The organism is Acuticoccus mangrovi, from assembly GCF_016411865.1.
GTDB lineage: Bacteria > Pseudomonadota > Alphaproteobacteria > Rhizobiales > Amorphaceae > Acuticoccus > Acuticoccus mangrovi.
The window spans coordinates 1-14,548 of the sequence record NZ_JAEKJA010000027.1; the positions used below are offsets into that span (position 1 = coordinate 1).

The following is a 14,548-nucleotide window of genomic DNA, read 5'->3' on the forward strand; positions in this document are numbered from 1 at the left end:
ATCATCATCCGATGGTGGTGCTGATTGAGTCCGCAGCCTAGAGAGCGTCTTGATGCGCGCGGCGACCGTTTTTTGTGCCGCGTTCGGCCATGCCCGACGGGAAGTTCTCCACGTCTGGCCGCAACGGCGGAGCGCTCGACGCGTCGCCGGAGAGGGGCACGGTGGTCGTCCGGCACGCAACCGGATGGTGAAATTTCTCGTGGGTCGATGCCCATCCATGCGCGACTATTTGGCAAAACTTCGTTGATCGCACCGACCGAGACACATCATCGCTTATCCTCTGCGACGAAGCCGCTCTGTGACTCCCATCCGCTCTAGTGTCATCAGATTTTGGCCTGTCGCTTGCTAGAATCGAGGGGCTGGGCAGAGGAGCACTGAGAACATCATGAACTTTTGGCGCTCAATGTGGAACTTTTGCCGGAATGTCGGCGGTGTACTCATGGTATTTTTTGGTATTATTGGTGTTTTGTCATGGATTTTCACCAGCGCAGGTTTCGATGGCGGGGATAAGACCGCAACGTCGGATGAAAATCCGTTTAGCCTGGCATGCAGCACAACACTCAACAGTGACGGGAAGACGAGTTACATCCGTTTTAAGCTGACGATCGAGCCGCGGATGGGAGACTACTATCAATACGATTGGAGTGGCTATTCCACCAGCGCCGATGGGCGATACACCTATAACACCGGCCACCGCGGCATGACGGATGAGATTCGCAAGCTGAGCCGGATCAACGCCGAGCAGATCCGCAGCGGCGCTGCGGTGCTCTATCGCACCACCGGAAAGTACGAATACTCGGATATCGTCGACGGGACCTGCAAGAAGATCCAATACAGGAAGATCCCGCGCCAGTCGTTCTGACGCGGGGGCGGCCGGGCCCGTCGACCATCTGCCGGCGGCCCGGCTTGACGCGGCGGCGCCCAGGGTGCTCGGGTCGCGCCCGGCAAGATGGGGCGACGGGGACGGGTGAGGATGGCGGGATGAGCGAACTCTCCATCCTCGGAGCCGGGGCCTTCGGCACCGCCCTCGCCATCGCCCTGTCGCGGCACGGCAACGCGGTGACGCTGTGGGCGCGGGACAGCGAAGCGGTGTGGGCGATGCGGCGCGACCGGCTCAACGTGCGCCGGCTGCCCGGCGCACCGTTTCCGGCCGAGCTCGTCGTGACCGCCGATCTCGCGGCCGCGACGGCACGGCAGACGATCCTTCTGGCGGTGCCGATGCAGTCGCTCGCGGGGCTTCTCGAGGAGGTCGTGCCGCCGACGGGGAGCGCGCTCGTCGCCTGCTGCAAGGGCGTCGATCTTACGAGCGGGCTCGGGCCGACGGGGGTGATCGCGGCGGCGTGCCCCGACGCGGTGCCCGCCGTGCTGACCGGGCCGAGCTTCGCCGACGACATCGCTCATCTCCTACCGACGGCGCTGACGCTCGCGGCGGCCGACGCCGCCGTCGGCGCCCGCCTCCAGCGCGAGCTGTCGACGTCGACGCTGCGCCTCTATCTCAGCCGCGACATGGTGGGGGCGGAGCTCGGCGGGGCGCTGAAGAACGTCGTCGCCCTCGCCGCCGGCATCGCGATGGGTGCGGGGTTCGGCGAGAGCGCGCGGGCGGCGATCATCACCCGCGGCTTCGCCGAGATGCAGCGCTTCGCCGCGACGACGGCCGCCGACCCCGACACGCTGCGCGGCCTCTCCGGGCTCGGCGATCTGACGCTGACGGCGACGTCGGACAAGTCGCGCAACTACACCGCGGGCCTCGCCCTCGGCCATGGCGGTGGCGTGCCGCAGGGCCAGACCGTGGAGGGTGTCGCGACGGCGGCGGCGGTCGCCCGGCTCGCCGCCGAGCGCGGCGTCGCGATGCCCCTCACCGCCATGGTGGCGGCGGTGACGCGGGGCGAGGTCTCGGTGCACGAGGCGGCGATGGCGCTCCTCGCCCGCCCGCTCAAGGAGGAGTGAGGGCGCGGCCCGGGCGAAGGGTGCCCCGGCCGGCACCCGCAGAGGACGCCGGCCGGGTGCGACTGGAGCCGGTTCAATGAACTCGCGTTCACCGAACCGGCTCCCGAGTGCTTGTCTGCGCGCGTTCCGAGCGGAAAACCGGCTCCACTTGTCCTGAACGCGCTCCGGCTCAGCGCAGGAGCGCTTCGGCCCCGATCGCTCAGCGCAGGAGCGCTTCGATGTGGATCGGGAAGCGGTGCACGCGCACCCCCGTCGCATGCCAGACCGCGTTGGCGATCGCTCCGACCGAGCCGGTGATGCCGATCTCACCGACACCCTTGATGCCGAGCGCGTTGACGTGGCGGTCGTCCTCCTCGACGAGGAAGGCCTCGACGGAGGGGGCGTCGGCGTTGACGGGGACGTGGTAGCCGGCGAAGTCGGCATTCATCGGCCGCCCGGTGCGCGGGTCGTGCACCCCCTCCTCGTGGAGGGCGAAGCCGAGACCCCAGATCATGCCGCCGGTGAGCTGGCTCTTGGCGAGGCGCGGATTGATGATGCGCCCGGCCGCGAACGCCCCCACCAGGCGACTGACGCGGACCTGGTAGAGCTCGGGATCGACCTTCACCTCGGCGAACACCACGCCGTGGGAGAACATCGCATAGTCCTCGGCGTCGGCGGGATTGCGGGCGCCGCTGCCGTGACCTTCGACGTGGTCGAGGCCGGCGCGATCGAGGATCGCGGTATAGGGCTCGCTGCGACTCTCGTCGTCGGCCCGGTGGAGACGCCCGCCGCGAGCGACGACCCCGGCGTTGCCGGCGCCGAAGAGCGGCGAGGCGGGATCCTGCGTCGCGATGTCGGCGAGGCGGCCCATCGCGTCGCTTCCGGCCGCGAAGATGGCGTTGCCGGCCGTCGCGGTGTGGCCGGAGCCGCCGGCGATGCCGCCGTCGGGAAGCTCCGACGAGCCGGCGCGGAACTCGAGCTTGTCGACGTCGATGCCGAGGCCGTCGGCGGCGATCTGGGCGAGCGCCGTCAGCGCCCCCTGCCCCATCTCCACGGCGGAGATTTCGACGAGGCCCGTCCCGTCCGCACGCAGCACGGCGCGGGCCTCGGCCTGGAACATCGGGTTCGGGAACAGCGAGCTGCCGACGCCCCAGCCGACGAGGTGGCCCGCCTCGTCGCGCATCTGGCGGGGGGCGAGCGGGCGACCGGCCCAGCCGAACTGCTTCGCCCCCTCCGCATAGCACTGGCGCAGCGCCTTGGAGGAGAACGGCCGGCCGGTGGCGGGGTCGGTCTCGGCGTAGTTGCGCATGCGGAACTCGAGCGGGTCGAGACCGGCCGCCTCGGCCGCCTCGTCCATGGCGCACTCGAGGGCCGCCGAGCCGCTCGCCTCGCCCGGGGCACGCATCGGCCCGGGCGTGCCGGTATCGATCCGCACGCCGGTGTGGCGGGTGAGGATGGCCGGCGACGCATAGAGATTGTGCGAGGCGTTGGCGGCGGGCTCGAGGAAGTCGTCGAAGCTGCTCGTGGTGGACTGGGCGTGATGCTCGATCACGGTAAGGTGGCCGCCCTCGTCGACGCCGAGCGAGAGGCGCTGGCGCGTGCCGCCGCGGTGCCCCACCGGGCCGAACATCTGGTCGCGCCGCAGCACGAGCTTGACGGGCCGGTTGGTCATCCGCGCGGCGAGGATGCACAGGACCTGCGGCCCGTTGAGGATCGCCTTGGAGCCGAAGCCACCGCCGATGAACGGGCTGCGCAGCTCCACATTCTCCGCCGGCACGCCGAAAAAGCCGGCGAAGTCGCTGCGCGCGATGGCGATCGCCTGGTTGGGCACGTCGAGCGTCAGCCGGTCGCCGTGCCACTCGGCGACGATCGCGTGCGGCTCGAGGGCGTTGTGGTAGTGAAGCGGCGTCTCGATGTCGACGTCGACGTGGTGGGCGGCCGCGCGGTGGCCGACCTCGGCGTCGCCCTTCGTGAGGTTCGGCTCGGCACCGACGCCGACGACGGGCGGGTCGAAGACCTCACCGCGGTCGTGGCCGATGCGGGCGGGCTCGACCTCGTAGCGGGGGGCGAGCAGGCGGGCGCCCTCGTTGGCCGCCTCCAGCGTCTCGGCGACCACCACGGCGATGGGCTGGCCGGCATAGCGCACGCCGTCGTTCTGCAGCGCCTCGATGCGCCAGCTGAACCCGTGGGCCTTCTCGTCGGGGTTGCGGGCGAGCGGGGGGCGGTTCGCGGGCGTGATGACCTCGACGACGCCGGGGTGGGCCTTCGCCGCCGCGACGTCGAGGAAGGTGACGCGGCCGCGGGCGATGGCGCTGACGGCGTAGACCGCGTGGAGGAGGCCGGCGGGCCGGTTGTCGGCGGCGTAGGTGGCCGCACCGGTGACCTTCAGCATCCCGTCGCGCCGGGTGAGGGGCTGGCCGGCGTTGGAGCCGAGGCGGACGTGGCCGGTGGGGAACTCGAGGGTTTCAGCCATGGACGGAGCCTCCGTTGGCGTTGACGCCGGCGGGCGCGAAGACGGATCCGGGCAGCGCCGGCATGCGCTCGGGCGTGCCGGCGGCCGCGAGAGCGAGGGCGCGGGCGGCGACGCGGGCGGCGAGCTCGATCTTCTCGGCGTTGTCGCCGGAGGGGTGGGCGCCGTCGAGGGCGGCGTCGGCGGCGCGGCGGAAGGCCTCCGGCGTCGGCGCGGCGCCGGCGAGGAGGCGCTCGGCGTCGCGGGCGCGCCAGGGCTTCGCCGCGACGCCGCCGAGGGCGAGGCGGGCTTCGAGGATGCGGCCGTCCTCGATCCGCAGCGCCGCCGCGGCGGAGACGAGGGCGAACGCGTAGGAGGTGCGCTCGCGCAGCTTCAGATAGCGGGCGTTGGGGGCGAACGTCGCCGCCTCGGCCGGCAGGCGCACCGCGGTGATGAGCTCGCCGGGCAGAAGCGCCGTCTCCGCCGCGCTCGTCTCGCCGGGAAGCGCATGGAACACCTCGAGCGCCACCTCGCGCGTGCCGCCCGGCCCGGCGATCTCCACCACCGCGTCGAGCGCGACGAGGGGGACGCAGAGGTCGGAGGGGTGGGTGGCGATGCAGGCGTCGGTCCAGCCGAGTACGGCGTGGTTGCGCGTGTCGCCGCCGCGCGCGTCGCAGCCCGCCCCCGCCTCGCGCCGATTGCAGGCGCTGTGCGGGTCGTAGAAGTAGGCGCAGCGGGTGCGCTGCATCAGGTTGCCGCCGATGGTGGCGGCGTTGCGCAGCTGCGGCGAGGCGCCGGCGAGGAGCGCCTCGGCCACCGCCGGCGCGGCGGCGAGGAAGGCCGCATCGCGGGCGAGGTCGGAGTTCTTCACCAGCGCGCCGATGCGGATCGTGCCGTCGGCGGCGAACTCGATGTCGTCGAGCCCCGGCAGGCGGGTGATGTCGACGAGCCGGGCGGGGTGGCTCGCACCGGCCTTCATCAGGTCGAGGAGGTTGGTGCCGCCGGCGAGGAAGGCCGCATCGCCCTCGGATGCGGCCGCCACCGCCTCGGCGACGGAGGCGGGGCGAACATAGTCGAAGACGTTCATGCGCTTTTCCGTTGGTTCTGCGACAGGCGCTCGGTCGCGTCGCGGACGGCCTCGGTGATGCCGGGATAGGCGGCGCAGCGGCACAGATTGCCGCTCATCCCTTCGCGGATGCGCTCCGGATCGCCGCCCGCCTCGCCCTCCGCGATGAGGCCGATCGCGCTCATGATCTGGCCGGGCGTGCAGTAGCCGCACTGGAAGGCGTCGTTGTCGATGAAGGCGGCCTGCACCGGGTGCATCGCCCCGTTGCGGGCGACGCCCTCGATGGTGGTGATCTCGGCCCCGTCGACGCTCATGGCGAGGGTGAGGCAGCTGTTGATGCGGCGACCGTCCACGAGCACCGTGCAGGCGCCGCATTGGCCACGGTCGCACCCCTTCTTGGTGCCGACCAGCCCGAGCCGCTCGCGCAGGACATCGAGAAGAGTGGGTCGGGCATCCTCGAGGTGGACCTCGTGACGGTCTCCGTTGACAGTGAGACTCAGGGAAAGGGTCATCGTCCCTCCGTTGAGGTGTATGTCCTGAGGTGTGGGGCAGGCTTCGGCGCGGGGGACTGGCGGAAGAGGACGTCCCCGGTGGAAGCGAGCGGCCCGAGGGGACATATACGGAGGTGTCCTCCGTTTTCAAGTTGGAGGAAGTCATAACTGACGAGGAGGCGAATAAGGGGAGACCGATGCGCAAACCCCGGGCGGATTCGGTGCGCAACCGCGAGCGACTGCTGGCGGCGGCGCGCGAGGTGTTCTCGGCCGGCGGGCCGGACGCGAGCCTCGACGCGGTGGCACGCACGGCGGAGGTCGGGATCGGCACGCTCTACCGGCATTTTCCGACGCGGGAGGCGCTGTTCATCGCCGTTTACCAGCGCGAGGTGGACGAGCTCGGGACGCTCGCCGAGCGCCTGTCGAAGAGCACGCCCCCCGTCGAGGCGCTGCGGCAGTGGCTGCGCGCCGGCGTGCGGATGATCGCCACCAAGAAGGGCATGGTGGCCGCGCTGGAGCCGACGGTGGACAGCTCCGCGGCGGTCTATGTCGACACTGCGACGCGCGTGCGCGAGGCGCTGGCGGGGCTCGTCCGGCGCGCGGTGGACGCGGGCGAGCTGCGCGGCGACGTCTCCTCGGAGGAGATCCTTCGGGTGATGATCGGCCTCTGCTACACGCGCGAGCAGCCCGACTGGCAGGAGAGCGTGGTGCGTCTCATCGACATCTTCGTCGACGGCCTGACGCGACGGGGCGAGGATCGTTGATCGGCACGGACCAGACGGGCGTGCGGGCTGGCGCCGGGCGGGCGCGGCCGGGTCAGAAGAGGCCCGGCCAGAGACCGGTGACGCCGATGAAGATCAGGTAGGCCGCGATGGCGTAGTTGAGGATCTTGGGAAAAATCAGGACGATCAGGCCGATCACCAGAGCAACGACCGGCTGCGCGCTGAGAGCTTCCATGACGGGACTTCGAACCTTCTGTGGGCCACATGCGAAGAGGGCGGCCCGAAGGCCGCCCTCTGGGACATAGGCTCAGGCGGCCTTTTCCTGCAATTCGTCGGCGCTCGCTTCGGCCTCCTCGTCGTCCTCGGTCTCCTCGACCTTGGACGTCCGCTTGGGGCTCTTGGCGAGCTGGCTCTCGATCAGCTTGATGGCGGCCGTCTCGTCGGTCTTGTTGATCGCGGCGATCTCGCGGGCCATGCGGTCGAGCGCGGCCTCGTAGAGCTGCCGCTCGGAGTAGGACTGCTCGGGCTGGCTCTCGGCGCGGTAGAGGTCGCGGACCACCTCGGAAATGGCGACGAGGTCGCCGGAGTTGATCTTCGCCTCGTATTCCTGTGCGCGGCGGCTCCACATCGTCCGCTTGACGCGGGCGCGGCCGGCCACGGTGTCGAGCGCCTTCTTCATGGTGTCGGCGTCGGCGAGCTTGCGCATGCCGACCTGCTTGGCCTTACCGACGGGGACACGAAGGGTCATCTTGTCTTTGGCAAAGGTGACGACGATCAGCTCCAGTTCGTGACCGGCAAACTCGGTCTTCTCGATCTTTTCGATCTGGCCCACGCCATGAGCCGGATAGACGACATGCTCGTTCGGCTTGAACGCCGGCTTGGCGGCGCCCTTTTTCACCGTTGCCATAGGGTCTGACTACTCCTCGAGGGAGCACGTGCCCGATCGGGCGACCGTGCCGTTGTTTTTGTGGAAGCGCAGCCTGGCGGGTGCCCGCTGCACACGTGCGGACTACAACTCAAGCGCCGTGTTTCGACGACTTCGGGATGTCGACTGAAACCTCACTGTCGCTCCTGCTGCTGCGCAAACCACCGCCCGTCGCGGCCTTGAGCGACGTCACTCTGCCGGGCGGCATTTGACTAATGTAGCACACCGAAGGACAAAATTGAAGGGATGGCGACCGGGAGCGCTAAAATTTCACTTAGAAGCAAGCTTTGAAGCCCGCCTCAGTCCCCCGCTCCAGGCGCGGGCGAGAAGTAGCTCTCAAGTTTGTTTTCGACGCCGTCGAACTCCTCCGCCTCCGGCAGCGGGTCCTTCTTCACCGTGATGTTCGGCCATTCGGCGGCATATTTGGCGTTCAGCTCAGCATACTTCTCAAGCCCGGGTTCGGTATCCGGCTTGATCGCATCCGCGGGGCACTCCGGTTCGCACACGCCGCAATCGATGCATTCGTCCGGATGGATCACGAGCATGTTCTCACCCTCGTAGAAGCAGTCCACCGGGCATACTTCGACGCAATCGGTGTACTTGCACTTAATGCACGCGTCGCCGACGATATAGGTCACTGAGATAAGCCTCCTGTTCGCGTCGATTTACGATCTTGGGTGCCATGGCACAAGCTGCCGGGCCGCCGCCTCGGCGCATGGCTGTTTGCCGTCTGTGAAGAGGCTCAGCCGTCGTCGCTCAAGATCACGTAGAGCGCCGCGGTCTCCGCGGGAGACACGCGGCGGTCGGAAAAGCCGATCACGCGCACCACGCGCACGTCGCGCGGCAGGCGGATGGTGAGGACGTCATCGGTGCGCACGGTGCGGCTCGGCTGGGTGATCTTCACCCGATTGACCCGCACCTTGCCGCCCTCGACGAGGGCTTGCGCCACGGTGCGCGTCTTGGCGAAGCGCGCGTAGCACAGCCATTTGTCGAGGCGCTGTCCGGTGGCGTCGTCAGCTATCGCCGTCCCCCTTCTCAAGGCGTTGCTTCAGGGCGGCGAGAGCGGCGAAGGGCGAATCGGGATCGGCCTCGCGCTCGCGCCGCGGGGGCCGGGACTCGGCCTCGACGCGCGGCGGCTTGCCGCGCTTCTTGCCGCGCTTGCCCTCGCGGCGATCGTCGCGCCGCTCGTCCCGGCGATGGTCGTCCCGGCGGTGATCGTCGGGGCCTCGGCTGCGGCCGGCGGGGGCTTCGGCGGGCCCGGACGGTGCCCCGGCGGCCGGCGCGCCGGCGGTGGGCTGCGCCCCTGCGGCAGGCTGCGCGCCACCGCCGCGCGAATGCGAGCCCTCGCCGCGGTGGCGCCGACGCCCCTCGTGCGGGCGGTCGCCGCGCTCGCCCCCCTCGCCCGGCCGGCCGCCGCCGCCGCGCCGGCGGCGATTGTCGTGGCGCTGGAAGCGCGGCACGCGCCAGACCTCGATGACCGTCGGCCCGGCGTCGGCCGCCGCCTCGGCGGACGCCTCCGACGTCGCTTCGGCCGGCGCCTGCACGGCATCGGCGCCGGGCTCCTCCGGCCGAGGCTCGACCGCTTCGGGTTCGGTAGGCTCGGCGGCCTCGGGCTCGACGGCTTCGGATGCGGCGGCCTCGGGCTCGATGGCCTCGGGCTCGATGGCCTCGGGCTCGATGGCGTCCGGTGCGGCGGGCTCGGGCGTGGCGGCGGGCTCGAGGCTCACGGCGGCCGCCGGCGCCTCGTCGTCGGTGAGGAACGGGGCCAAGGTGGCCGCCTCAGCGACCGGCGAGCTCTCCTCCGGCGCCACCTCGTCCTGCGCCGGCTCCGCCTGCTCGTACGGCGTGGCGGCACTCTCGGCGGAAACCGGCTCGGCGGAGATCGGTTCGACGGAGATCGGTTCGACGGACTGGGGCGCGGCCTCGACGACGTCGTCCGGGCGCGGCGCGGCGGGCTCCTCGCCGGCGCCGGCGGCGGGCGGCACCGCCTCCATCTCCACCTCCGTGGACGGCGTCTCGGTCGGGGACGCCTCGACGGCACCTTCGGCCGTGGCAGCGTCGCTCACCGGTGCGTCCATCGCCGCGGCGTCGGTCTCGGCTGCTTCGGTCTCGGCCGCGTCGGTCTCAAGTGCGCCCGGCACCGACGCGCCGGTCGTCGGAGCGTCGGTCGTGGGGGCGTCGGTCGTGGGGGCGTCGGGCGCGGCGGCGTCGGTCGTGGAAGCGGCCTGGGTGGGGGCGGCCTGGGTGGCGAGGCGCGGCGGCTTCGGCTCGCGCTTGGTGCGGCTCTTCACCTCGCTCGCCGCGGCCATCGCGTCGCGCTCGGCGGAGCTCGCCTCGTGGCGGTCCACCCGGTAGCCGAGCGAGGTGAGGATGGCGGCGAAATCGTCGCCCGAGCAGCCGAGCAGCGAGGTCATGGTGACGGTGACGAGGAAGCCGCCGCCCTGCGGCACCGCGCCGGCCGGCGGCTCGCCGCTGTCCGGCCCCGGCCGCCAGGCGACGAGGGGGCGGATCTGGTCGGCGAGGCGCTCCAGAATGTCGATCCGCACCGCCCGCGGCCCGCACACGCGGAAGCCGACGATGCGGTAGAGCTCGGCCGGCACCGCCGGGTCGACCACGATCGAGGTGCGCCCGGAGGCCGACAGCTGCGGAACGTCGACGAGGCCGGGCACGTCGAGGTCGGCGTTCTTGAGCGCCCAGAGCATCGCGAGGAGCTGGCTCGGCGCCGGCTTCAGAAGCACCGGGACGAAGATGTGGTAGGCGCCGAAGCGGACCCCGAGCGCCCGCATCTTGGCGCGCGCGGTCTGGTCGAGCGCCTTCGCCTCCTCGGCGACGGCGCTGCGCTCGACGCTGCCGAGCTGTTCGGACATGCGGTAGGCGAGGCCGCGGGCGTTGCCGTCGAGGTCGTCGGCGGCGCGCAGGTCGAACAGCGGCTTGAGCAAGCCCTCGATGTGGGCCGCCAGCCACTGGTTGAGTCGGCCCTGCACGCGCTCGCGGGAGGGCTGCGGCAGCGTCTCGTCGGCCAGGAGCAGCACCACGGGCTTCAGCGCATCCTCGCCCGCGGCGACCTTGGCGATCACCGCGCCCTGCCAGCGCACGGCCGCGTCGGAGCCGAGCGTGAAGGCGGAATCGGGCGCGGCCGCGACCTTGTCGGCCCGTCGTTCGAGCTCTTTCGTCAACGACTTGGCCGCAGCGGCACGAAGCGCCTTCTGGTCGCGCGGATCGCCCGAGGAGGCGTCGGCCTGGAAACGGAATCCATGGAGGGCACCGACGTGCTGCCCCTCCACGATCACCTCACCAGCGTCGTTCACTTCTGATTCCAGCATCGCATTCTCTCTCAGCCGCTTCATCAGCACGCTGGTGCGCCGGTCCACGAACCGCTGCATCAAACGCTCATGGAGGGCATCCGACAAGCGGTCCTCGACCTTTCGGGTCGCCTCGCGCCACTCTTGGGGATCTTTTAGCCAATCGTTGCGGTTGGCCACGAATGTCCACGTCCGTACATGTGCGATCCGGTTGGACAGAGTATCGATGTCCCCGTCGGTCCGGTCGGCGTAGCGCACCTGGCGGGCGATCCAGTCGTCGGGGATCGCCCCGTCCCGCACCAGGAACTCGAACAGGGTCAGGATGAGGTCGGCATGGTTGGCCGGCGCGATCTTGCGATAGTCCGGCACCTGGCAGACTTCCCACAGCCGCTCCACGGTGTCGGCGGTGCGCGCCATGTCCATGACGTGCGGCGTCTTGGTGGCGTGCTCGAGCGCGGTCTGATCGTCGGCGAGCGGGGCGCGCGTCAGCCCCTCCTCCGAGGGCGGCTCGTCGAGCGTGGCCCGCAGCGCCGCCACCGAGGAGAAGTCGAGCACGGGGTTGCGCCACTGGAAGACCTTGTGGGGGGCGAAGGCGTGGGTCTCGAGCGCTTCGACCAGGTCGTCGGGAAAGGGGGCGACGCGGCCCGTGACGCCGAAGGTGCCGTTGCGCGTATAGCGGCCGGCGCGGCCGGCGATCTGGCCGAGCTCGCCGGCGTTGAGGTTGCGATATTGATAGCCGTCGAACTTGCGGGCGGCGGCGAAGGCGACGTGGTCGACGTCGAGATTGAGGCCCATGCCGATGGCGTCGGTGGCGATCAGGAAGTCGACGTCGCCGGACTGGAAGAGCTCCACCTGGGCGTTGCGGGTGCGCGGCGAGAGGGCGCCCATGACGATCGCCGCCCCGCCGCGCTGACGGCGGATGAGCTCGGCGATGGCGTAGACCTCGTTGGCGGAGAAGGCGACCACCGCCGAGCGCGGCGGCAGGCGCGTGAGCTTCTTCTCGCCGGCGTAGGAGAGCACCGACATGCGCGGGCGCGTGACGACGTTGATGCCGGGGATCAGCCGCTCGAGCAGGCCGCGCGCGGTGAGCGCGCCGAGGAGCAGCGTTTCGTAACGCCCGCGCACGCGCATGAGGCGGTCGGTGAAGACGCGGCCGCGCTCGAGGTCGGCGGCGAGCTGCACCTCGTCGATCGCGACGAACTCGGTGTCGAGGTCGAGCGGCATCGCCTCGACGGTCGCCACGTAGTAGCGCGCGCCGGCGGGGATGATCTTCTCCTCGCCGGTGACGAGGGCGACCACCTCCGGCCCGACGCGGGCGACGACGCGGCCGTAGACCTCGCGCGCGAGGAGGCGCAGCGGCAAGCCGATCAGCCCCGTCCGCCGCGCCAGCATGCGGTCGATCGCAAGATGAGTCTTGCCGGTGTTGGTGGGTCCCAGCACCGCGGTCACGTTGCGCGCCCGCTCGGTGCGGATGAGGAGGGGACTGGTCGTCACTCTCCGGTCCTCTGCAGCGCCGGCGCAACGGAGCGTCGGCGCGGGTTTCGTTCGACGCGGTGCGTCAGGCGGGCGGGTTCATGATCACCGTCAGGCGCCGGGGCCCGACACGTGCATGCGGCTCGGCACGATGAGGATCTCCCCGTTCGGCGTGCCGATGCTCACCCGATACGGGATCGCGACGCCGGCATTGGGAAGGGCGATCACGGACATCTCGAGCATCTTGTTGTCGGCAAGATACTGCACTTCCTTCTTGGCGGGTCGATGGCCCGACACCGGCACCCAGCGGGCGCCGCACACCGCCACTTGGCCTTTGTAGCCCTCGGTTGCAACATCTTCGAAGCGCTTGAAGGAGAGTCGCACGTCGTAGCGGGTCCAGCCGTCGAAGATCCTGAGGGTGTGGCGGCAGGCGTCGCGCCCGTCGTGGCTGCGGATCGGCAACAGCCCGGACGACAGCGGGTCGACGATGCCGCGCTTGTGCGCCGTCGTGACGGGGACGCGGCCGGGCTTCTGCTTCAGCGGCGGGCGGGCGCGCAGCGACGTCACGGTGCCGGCGTTGAGGTCCATGTCGACGGCGACGGGACGGTCGGTCTCGGTCGCGCGCACCTTGTAGCGGTCGGGCAGCACGCGATCGCCCCGCACGGCGCCGGCGGCGGCCACCGAGGTGCGCACGGCGGTGACGATCTTGGCGACGCCCTTCGGCTGCATGAAGAGGTCGGCCTCGTAGCGGCCGTCCTCGAGGGTGAGGTCGAGGCTGGCGCGGGCGATGCCCCAGCCGGCGATCGAGATCTCGTACACCGCGTCGACGGAGATCTTCTCGGGCGCGGTGACGCCGGCGCTGGGTGCGATCACGACCGCCGTCATCGCGGCCGCCACGGCGACACATGTCCAGGCTCTCAAGGCACCCTCCTCACCCGCGCACGGCGCGACCGGCCTCGCCAGTCTTCGAGATGTATGGGATGGCCGGGGTGAGATCAAATGCCTCGCCCCCCTGAATCAGACCTGAATGCACAGCCGTCATGCGCCATGATGCCGCCCTCGCGGATGAGGCACGCTTGACGGGAGGTCGCAAGATGCCTATTCACCCGCTCTCACCGAAATTCTTGTGAAGGGGTCGGCTCGGGCCGACGGATGACGATGGCGCGACGCTGCGAACTGACGGGCAAGGGCGTGATGGTTGGCAACAATGTCAGCCACGCCAACAACAAGACGAAGCGGCGCTTCCTGCCGAACCTCGTCGACGTGACGCTGATCTCCGATGCGCTGGACCGGCGCGTGAAGGTGCGCATCTGCGCCTCCACGCTGCGCACCGTGGAGCATCGCGGCGGGCTCGACAAGTTCCTGCTCGCCGCCGACGAGGCGAAGATGTCGGAGCGCATGGCGCGGCTGAAGCGCGAAGTGGCGGAAGCCGCTGCCTCCGCCGCAGCTGCCGCGGCCACCCCGGCCACCTGAGCCGCGCGCCGCGCTCCCGGGCGCGGCACCGACGACCGCCCTGTGATCGACGAGCCCGCGAGGGATGTGACGTGACGAACGCGAAGAGCGCCCTGGCCGCCGGCGTCGCGGCGATGGCCGTGGTCGTCGTGACCTCCAACATTCTGGTCCAGTATCCCGTCGAGGGGCAGATCGGCGGGCTGAACCTCGCGGACATCCTGACCTGGGGCGCCTTCACCTATCCCATCGCCTTCCTGGTGACGGACGTGGTGAACCGCACCTTCGGCCCCGAGCTCGCCCGCAAGGTGGCGCTGACGGGCTTCGTCGTCGCCGTGATCATGTCGACGGTGCTCGCCTCGCCGCGCATCGCCATCGCCTCGGGCACCGCCTTCCTCGCCTCCCAGCTGTTCGACGTCGCGATGTTCCACCGGCTGCGCTACGGCGTGTGGTGGCGCGCCCCGCTCGCCTCCTCGGTGGCGGCCTCGGTGCTCGACACGGTGCTGTTCTTCACCATCGCCTTCTCCGCCGCGATCCCCTTCGCGGTGGACGGCTTTGCCGTGGACTGGGCGCCGATCTTCGGCCTGACCGGCCTGCCGGAGGCGCCGCGCTGGGTGTCGTGGGCGATCGCCGACTTCTCGGTGAAGGTGCTGATCTCCGCCTTCGCGCTCGGCCCCTACCGCTTCATCACCCAGCCTCGCTGACGCCTCGCGGCCCCGTCGCGCGATCGTGACGGACAGCCGCT

14 protein-coding genes are annotated in these 14,548 nt (G+C 70.5%); 5 read left to right on the plus strand and 9 right to left on the minus strand.

Features of this window, described 5'->3' with window-relative positions; genetic code table 11:
* The first annotated feature begins 385 nt into the window (after window positions 1-385).
* Together JCR33_RS22015 and JCR33_RS22020 are read left to right on the plus strand one after the other, a co-directional pair.
* Entirely contained in the window at window positions 386-862 is a 477-nt protein-coding gene (locus JCR33_RS22015) for a hypothetical protein (protein WP_198884298.1), read from the plus strand.
* A gap of 119 nt (window positions 863-981) precedes the next feature.
* A complete protein-coding gene (locus JCR33_RS22020; protein ID WP_198884299.1) occupies window positions 982-1,947 on the plus strand; it encodes an NAD(P)H-dependent glycerol-3-phosphate dehydrogenase in 966 nt (321 codons plus the stop codon).
* Window positions 1,948-2,146: 199 nt separating this feature from the next.
* Here the strand turns inward: JCR33_RS22020 and JCR33_RS22025 are convergent, their stop codons facing one another.
* Genes JCR33_RS22025 through JCR33_RS22035 form a run of 3 tightly spaced genes read right to left on the minus strand, consistent with a single transcriptional unit; the run spans window position 2,147 to window position 5,953 of the window.
* The gene (locus tag JCR33_RS22025; RefSeq protein ID WP_198884300.1) at window positions 2,147-4,399 is read right to left on the minus strand and encodes a xanthine dehydrogenase family protein molybdopterin-binding subunit; all 2,253 of its coding nucleotides are present in this window, start codon (window positions 4,397-4,399) and stop codon (window positions 2,147-2,149) included.
* On the minus strand, window positions 4,392-5,462 hold the full coding sequence (locus tag JCR33_RS22030; protein ID WP_198884301.1) for an FAD binding domain-containing protein: 1,071 nt from the start codon (window positions 5,460-5,462) through the stop codon (window positions 4,392-4,394). Before JCR33_RS22030 ends, JCR33_RS22025 begins: the two co-directional genes overlap by 8 nt.
* Window positions 5,459-5,953: a (2Fe-2S)-binding protein gene (locus JCR33_RS22035; protein WP_198884302.1), complete on the minus strand. Its 495-nt coding sequence runs from the start codon at window positions 5,951-5,953 to the stop codon at window positions 5,459-5,461. Before JCR33_RS22035 ends, JCR33_RS22030 begins: the two co-directional genes overlap by 4 nt.
* A 176-nt stretch (window positions 5,954-6,129) precedes the next feature.
* On the opposite strand from JCR33_RS22035, the gene JCR33_RS22040 reads away from it, so the two are divergent.
* Window positions 6,130-6,696, plus strand: a complete 567-nt coding sequence (locus tag JCR33_RS22040) for a TetR/AcrR family transcriptional regulator (protein ID WP_198884303.1) — start codon at window positions 6,130-6,132, stop codon at window positions 6,694-6,696.
* Between the two features lie 52 nt (window positions 6,697-6,748).
* Here JCR33_RS22040 and JCR33_RS22045 read toward each other — a convergent pair whose 3' ends face one another.
* The 6 genes from JCR33_RS22045 to JCR33_RS22070 form a co-directional block, all read right to left on the minus strand.
* Window positions 6,749-6,889 carry a DUF3096 domain-containing protein gene (locus tag JCR33_RS22045; protein ID WP_198884304.1) on the minus strand — a complete coding sequence of 47 codons (141 nt, stop codon included), beginning with the start codon at window positions 6,887-6,889 and terminating at the stop codon, window positions 6,749-6,751.
* 72 nt (window positions 6,890-6,961) lie between these two features.
* Window positions 6,962-7,561, minus strand: a complete 600-nt coding sequence (locus JCR33_RS22050; protein ID WP_198884305.1) for a CarD family transcriptional regulator — start codon at window positions 7,559-7,561, stop codon at window positions 6,962-6,964.
* Between the two features lie 317 nt (window positions 7,562-7,878).
* Window positions 7,879-8,217, minus strand: a complete 339-nt coding sequence (fdxA, locus tag JCR33_RS22055) for a ferredoxin FdxA (RefSeq protein WP_198884306.1) — start codon at window positions 8,215-8,217, stop codon at window positions 7,879-7,881.
* A 104-nt stretch (window positions 8,218-8,321) separates the two neighbouring features.
* Window positions 8,322-8,618, minus strand: a complete 297-nt coding sequence (locus JCR33_RS22060) for an RNA-binding S4 domain-containing protein (protein ID WP_211110511.1) — start codon at window positions 8,616-8,618, stop codon at window positions 8,322-8,324.
* Entirely contained in the window at window positions 8,593-12,375 is a 3,783-nt protein-coding gene (locus tag JCR33_RS22065) for a helicase-related protein (RefSeq protein ID WP_408628777.1), read from the minus strand. Before JCR33_RS22065 ends, JCR33_RS22060 begins: the two co-directional genes overlap by 26 nt.
* Window positions 12,376-12,465: 90 nt before the next feature.
* The gene (locus tag JCR33_RS22070) at window positions 12,466-13,275 is read right to left on the minus strand and encodes a DUF3108 domain-containing protein (RefSeq protein ID WP_198884307.1); all 810 of its coding nucleotides are present in this window, start codon (window positions 13,273-13,275) and stop codon (window positions 12,466-12,468) included.
* 237 nt (window positions 13,276-13,512) lie between these two features.
* On the opposite strand from JCR33_RS22070, the gene rpmB reads away from it, so the two are divergent.
* Both rpmB and JCR33_RS22080 read left to right on the plus strand, forming a co-directional pair.
* The gene (gene rpmB, locus JCR33_RS22075) at window positions 13,513-13,827 is read left to right on the plus strand and encodes a 50S ribosomal protein L28 (protein ID WP_198884308.1); all 315 of its coding nucleotides are present in this window, start codon (window positions 13,513-13,515) and stop codon (window positions 13,825-13,827) included.
* Between the two features lie 113 nt (window positions 13,828-13,940).
* The gene (locus JCR33_RS22080) at window positions 13,941-14,507 is read left to right on the plus strand and encodes a VUT family protein (RefSeq protein WP_198884386.1); all 567 of its coding nucleotides are present in this window, start codon (window positions 13,941-13,943) and stop codon (window positions 14,505-14,507) included.
* Window positions 14,508-14,548 lie beyond the last annotated feature (41 nt).

What these genes read in the sequence shown, in the direction of transcription:
- JCR33_RS22015 (WP_198884298.1), top strand. Translation starts at nt 386, where the DNA reads ATGAACTTTTGGCGCTCAATGTGGAACTTTTGCCGGAATGTCGGCGGT.
- JCR33_RS22020 (WP_198884299.1), top strand. Translation starts at nt 982, where the DNA reads ATGAGCGAACTCTCCATCCTCGGAGCCGGGGCCTTCGGCACCGCCCTC.
- JCR33_RS22025 (WP_198884300.1), bottom strand. Translation starts at nt 4,399, where the DNA reads ATGGCTGAAACCCTCGAGTTCCCCACCGGCCACGTCCGCCTCGGCTCC.
- JCR33_RS22030 (WP_198884301.1), bottom strand. Translation starts at nt 5,462, where the DNA reads ATGAACGTCTTCGACTATGTTCGCCCCGCCTCCGTCGCCGAGGCGGTG.
- JCR33_RS22035 (WP_198884302.1), bottom strand. Translation starts at nt 5,953, where the DNA reads ATGACCCTTTCCCTGAGTCTCACTGTCAACGGAGACCGTCACGAGGTC.
- JCR33_RS22040 (WP_198884303.1), top strand. Translation starts at nt 6,130, where the DNA reads ATGCGCAAACCCCGGGCGGATTCGGTGCGCAACCGCGAGCGACTGCTG.
- JCR33_RS22045 (WP_198884304.1), bottom strand. Translation starts at nt 6,889, where the DNA reads ATGGAAGCTCTCAGCGCGCAGCCGGTCGTTGCTCTGGTGATCGGCCTG.
- JCR33_RS22050 (WP_198884305.1), bottom strand. Translation starts at nt 7,561, where the DNA reads ATGGCAACGGTGAAAAAGGGCGCCGCCAAGCCGGCGTTCAAGCCGAAC.
- rpmB (WP_198884308.1), top strand. Translation starts at nt 13,513, where the DNA reads ATGGCGCGACGCTGCGAACTGACGGGCAAGGGCGTGATGGTTGGCAAC.
- JCR33_RS22080 (WP_198884386.1), top strand. Translation starts at nt 13,941, where the DNA reads ATGGCCGTGGTCGTCGTGACCTCCAACATTCTGGTCCAGTATCCCGTC.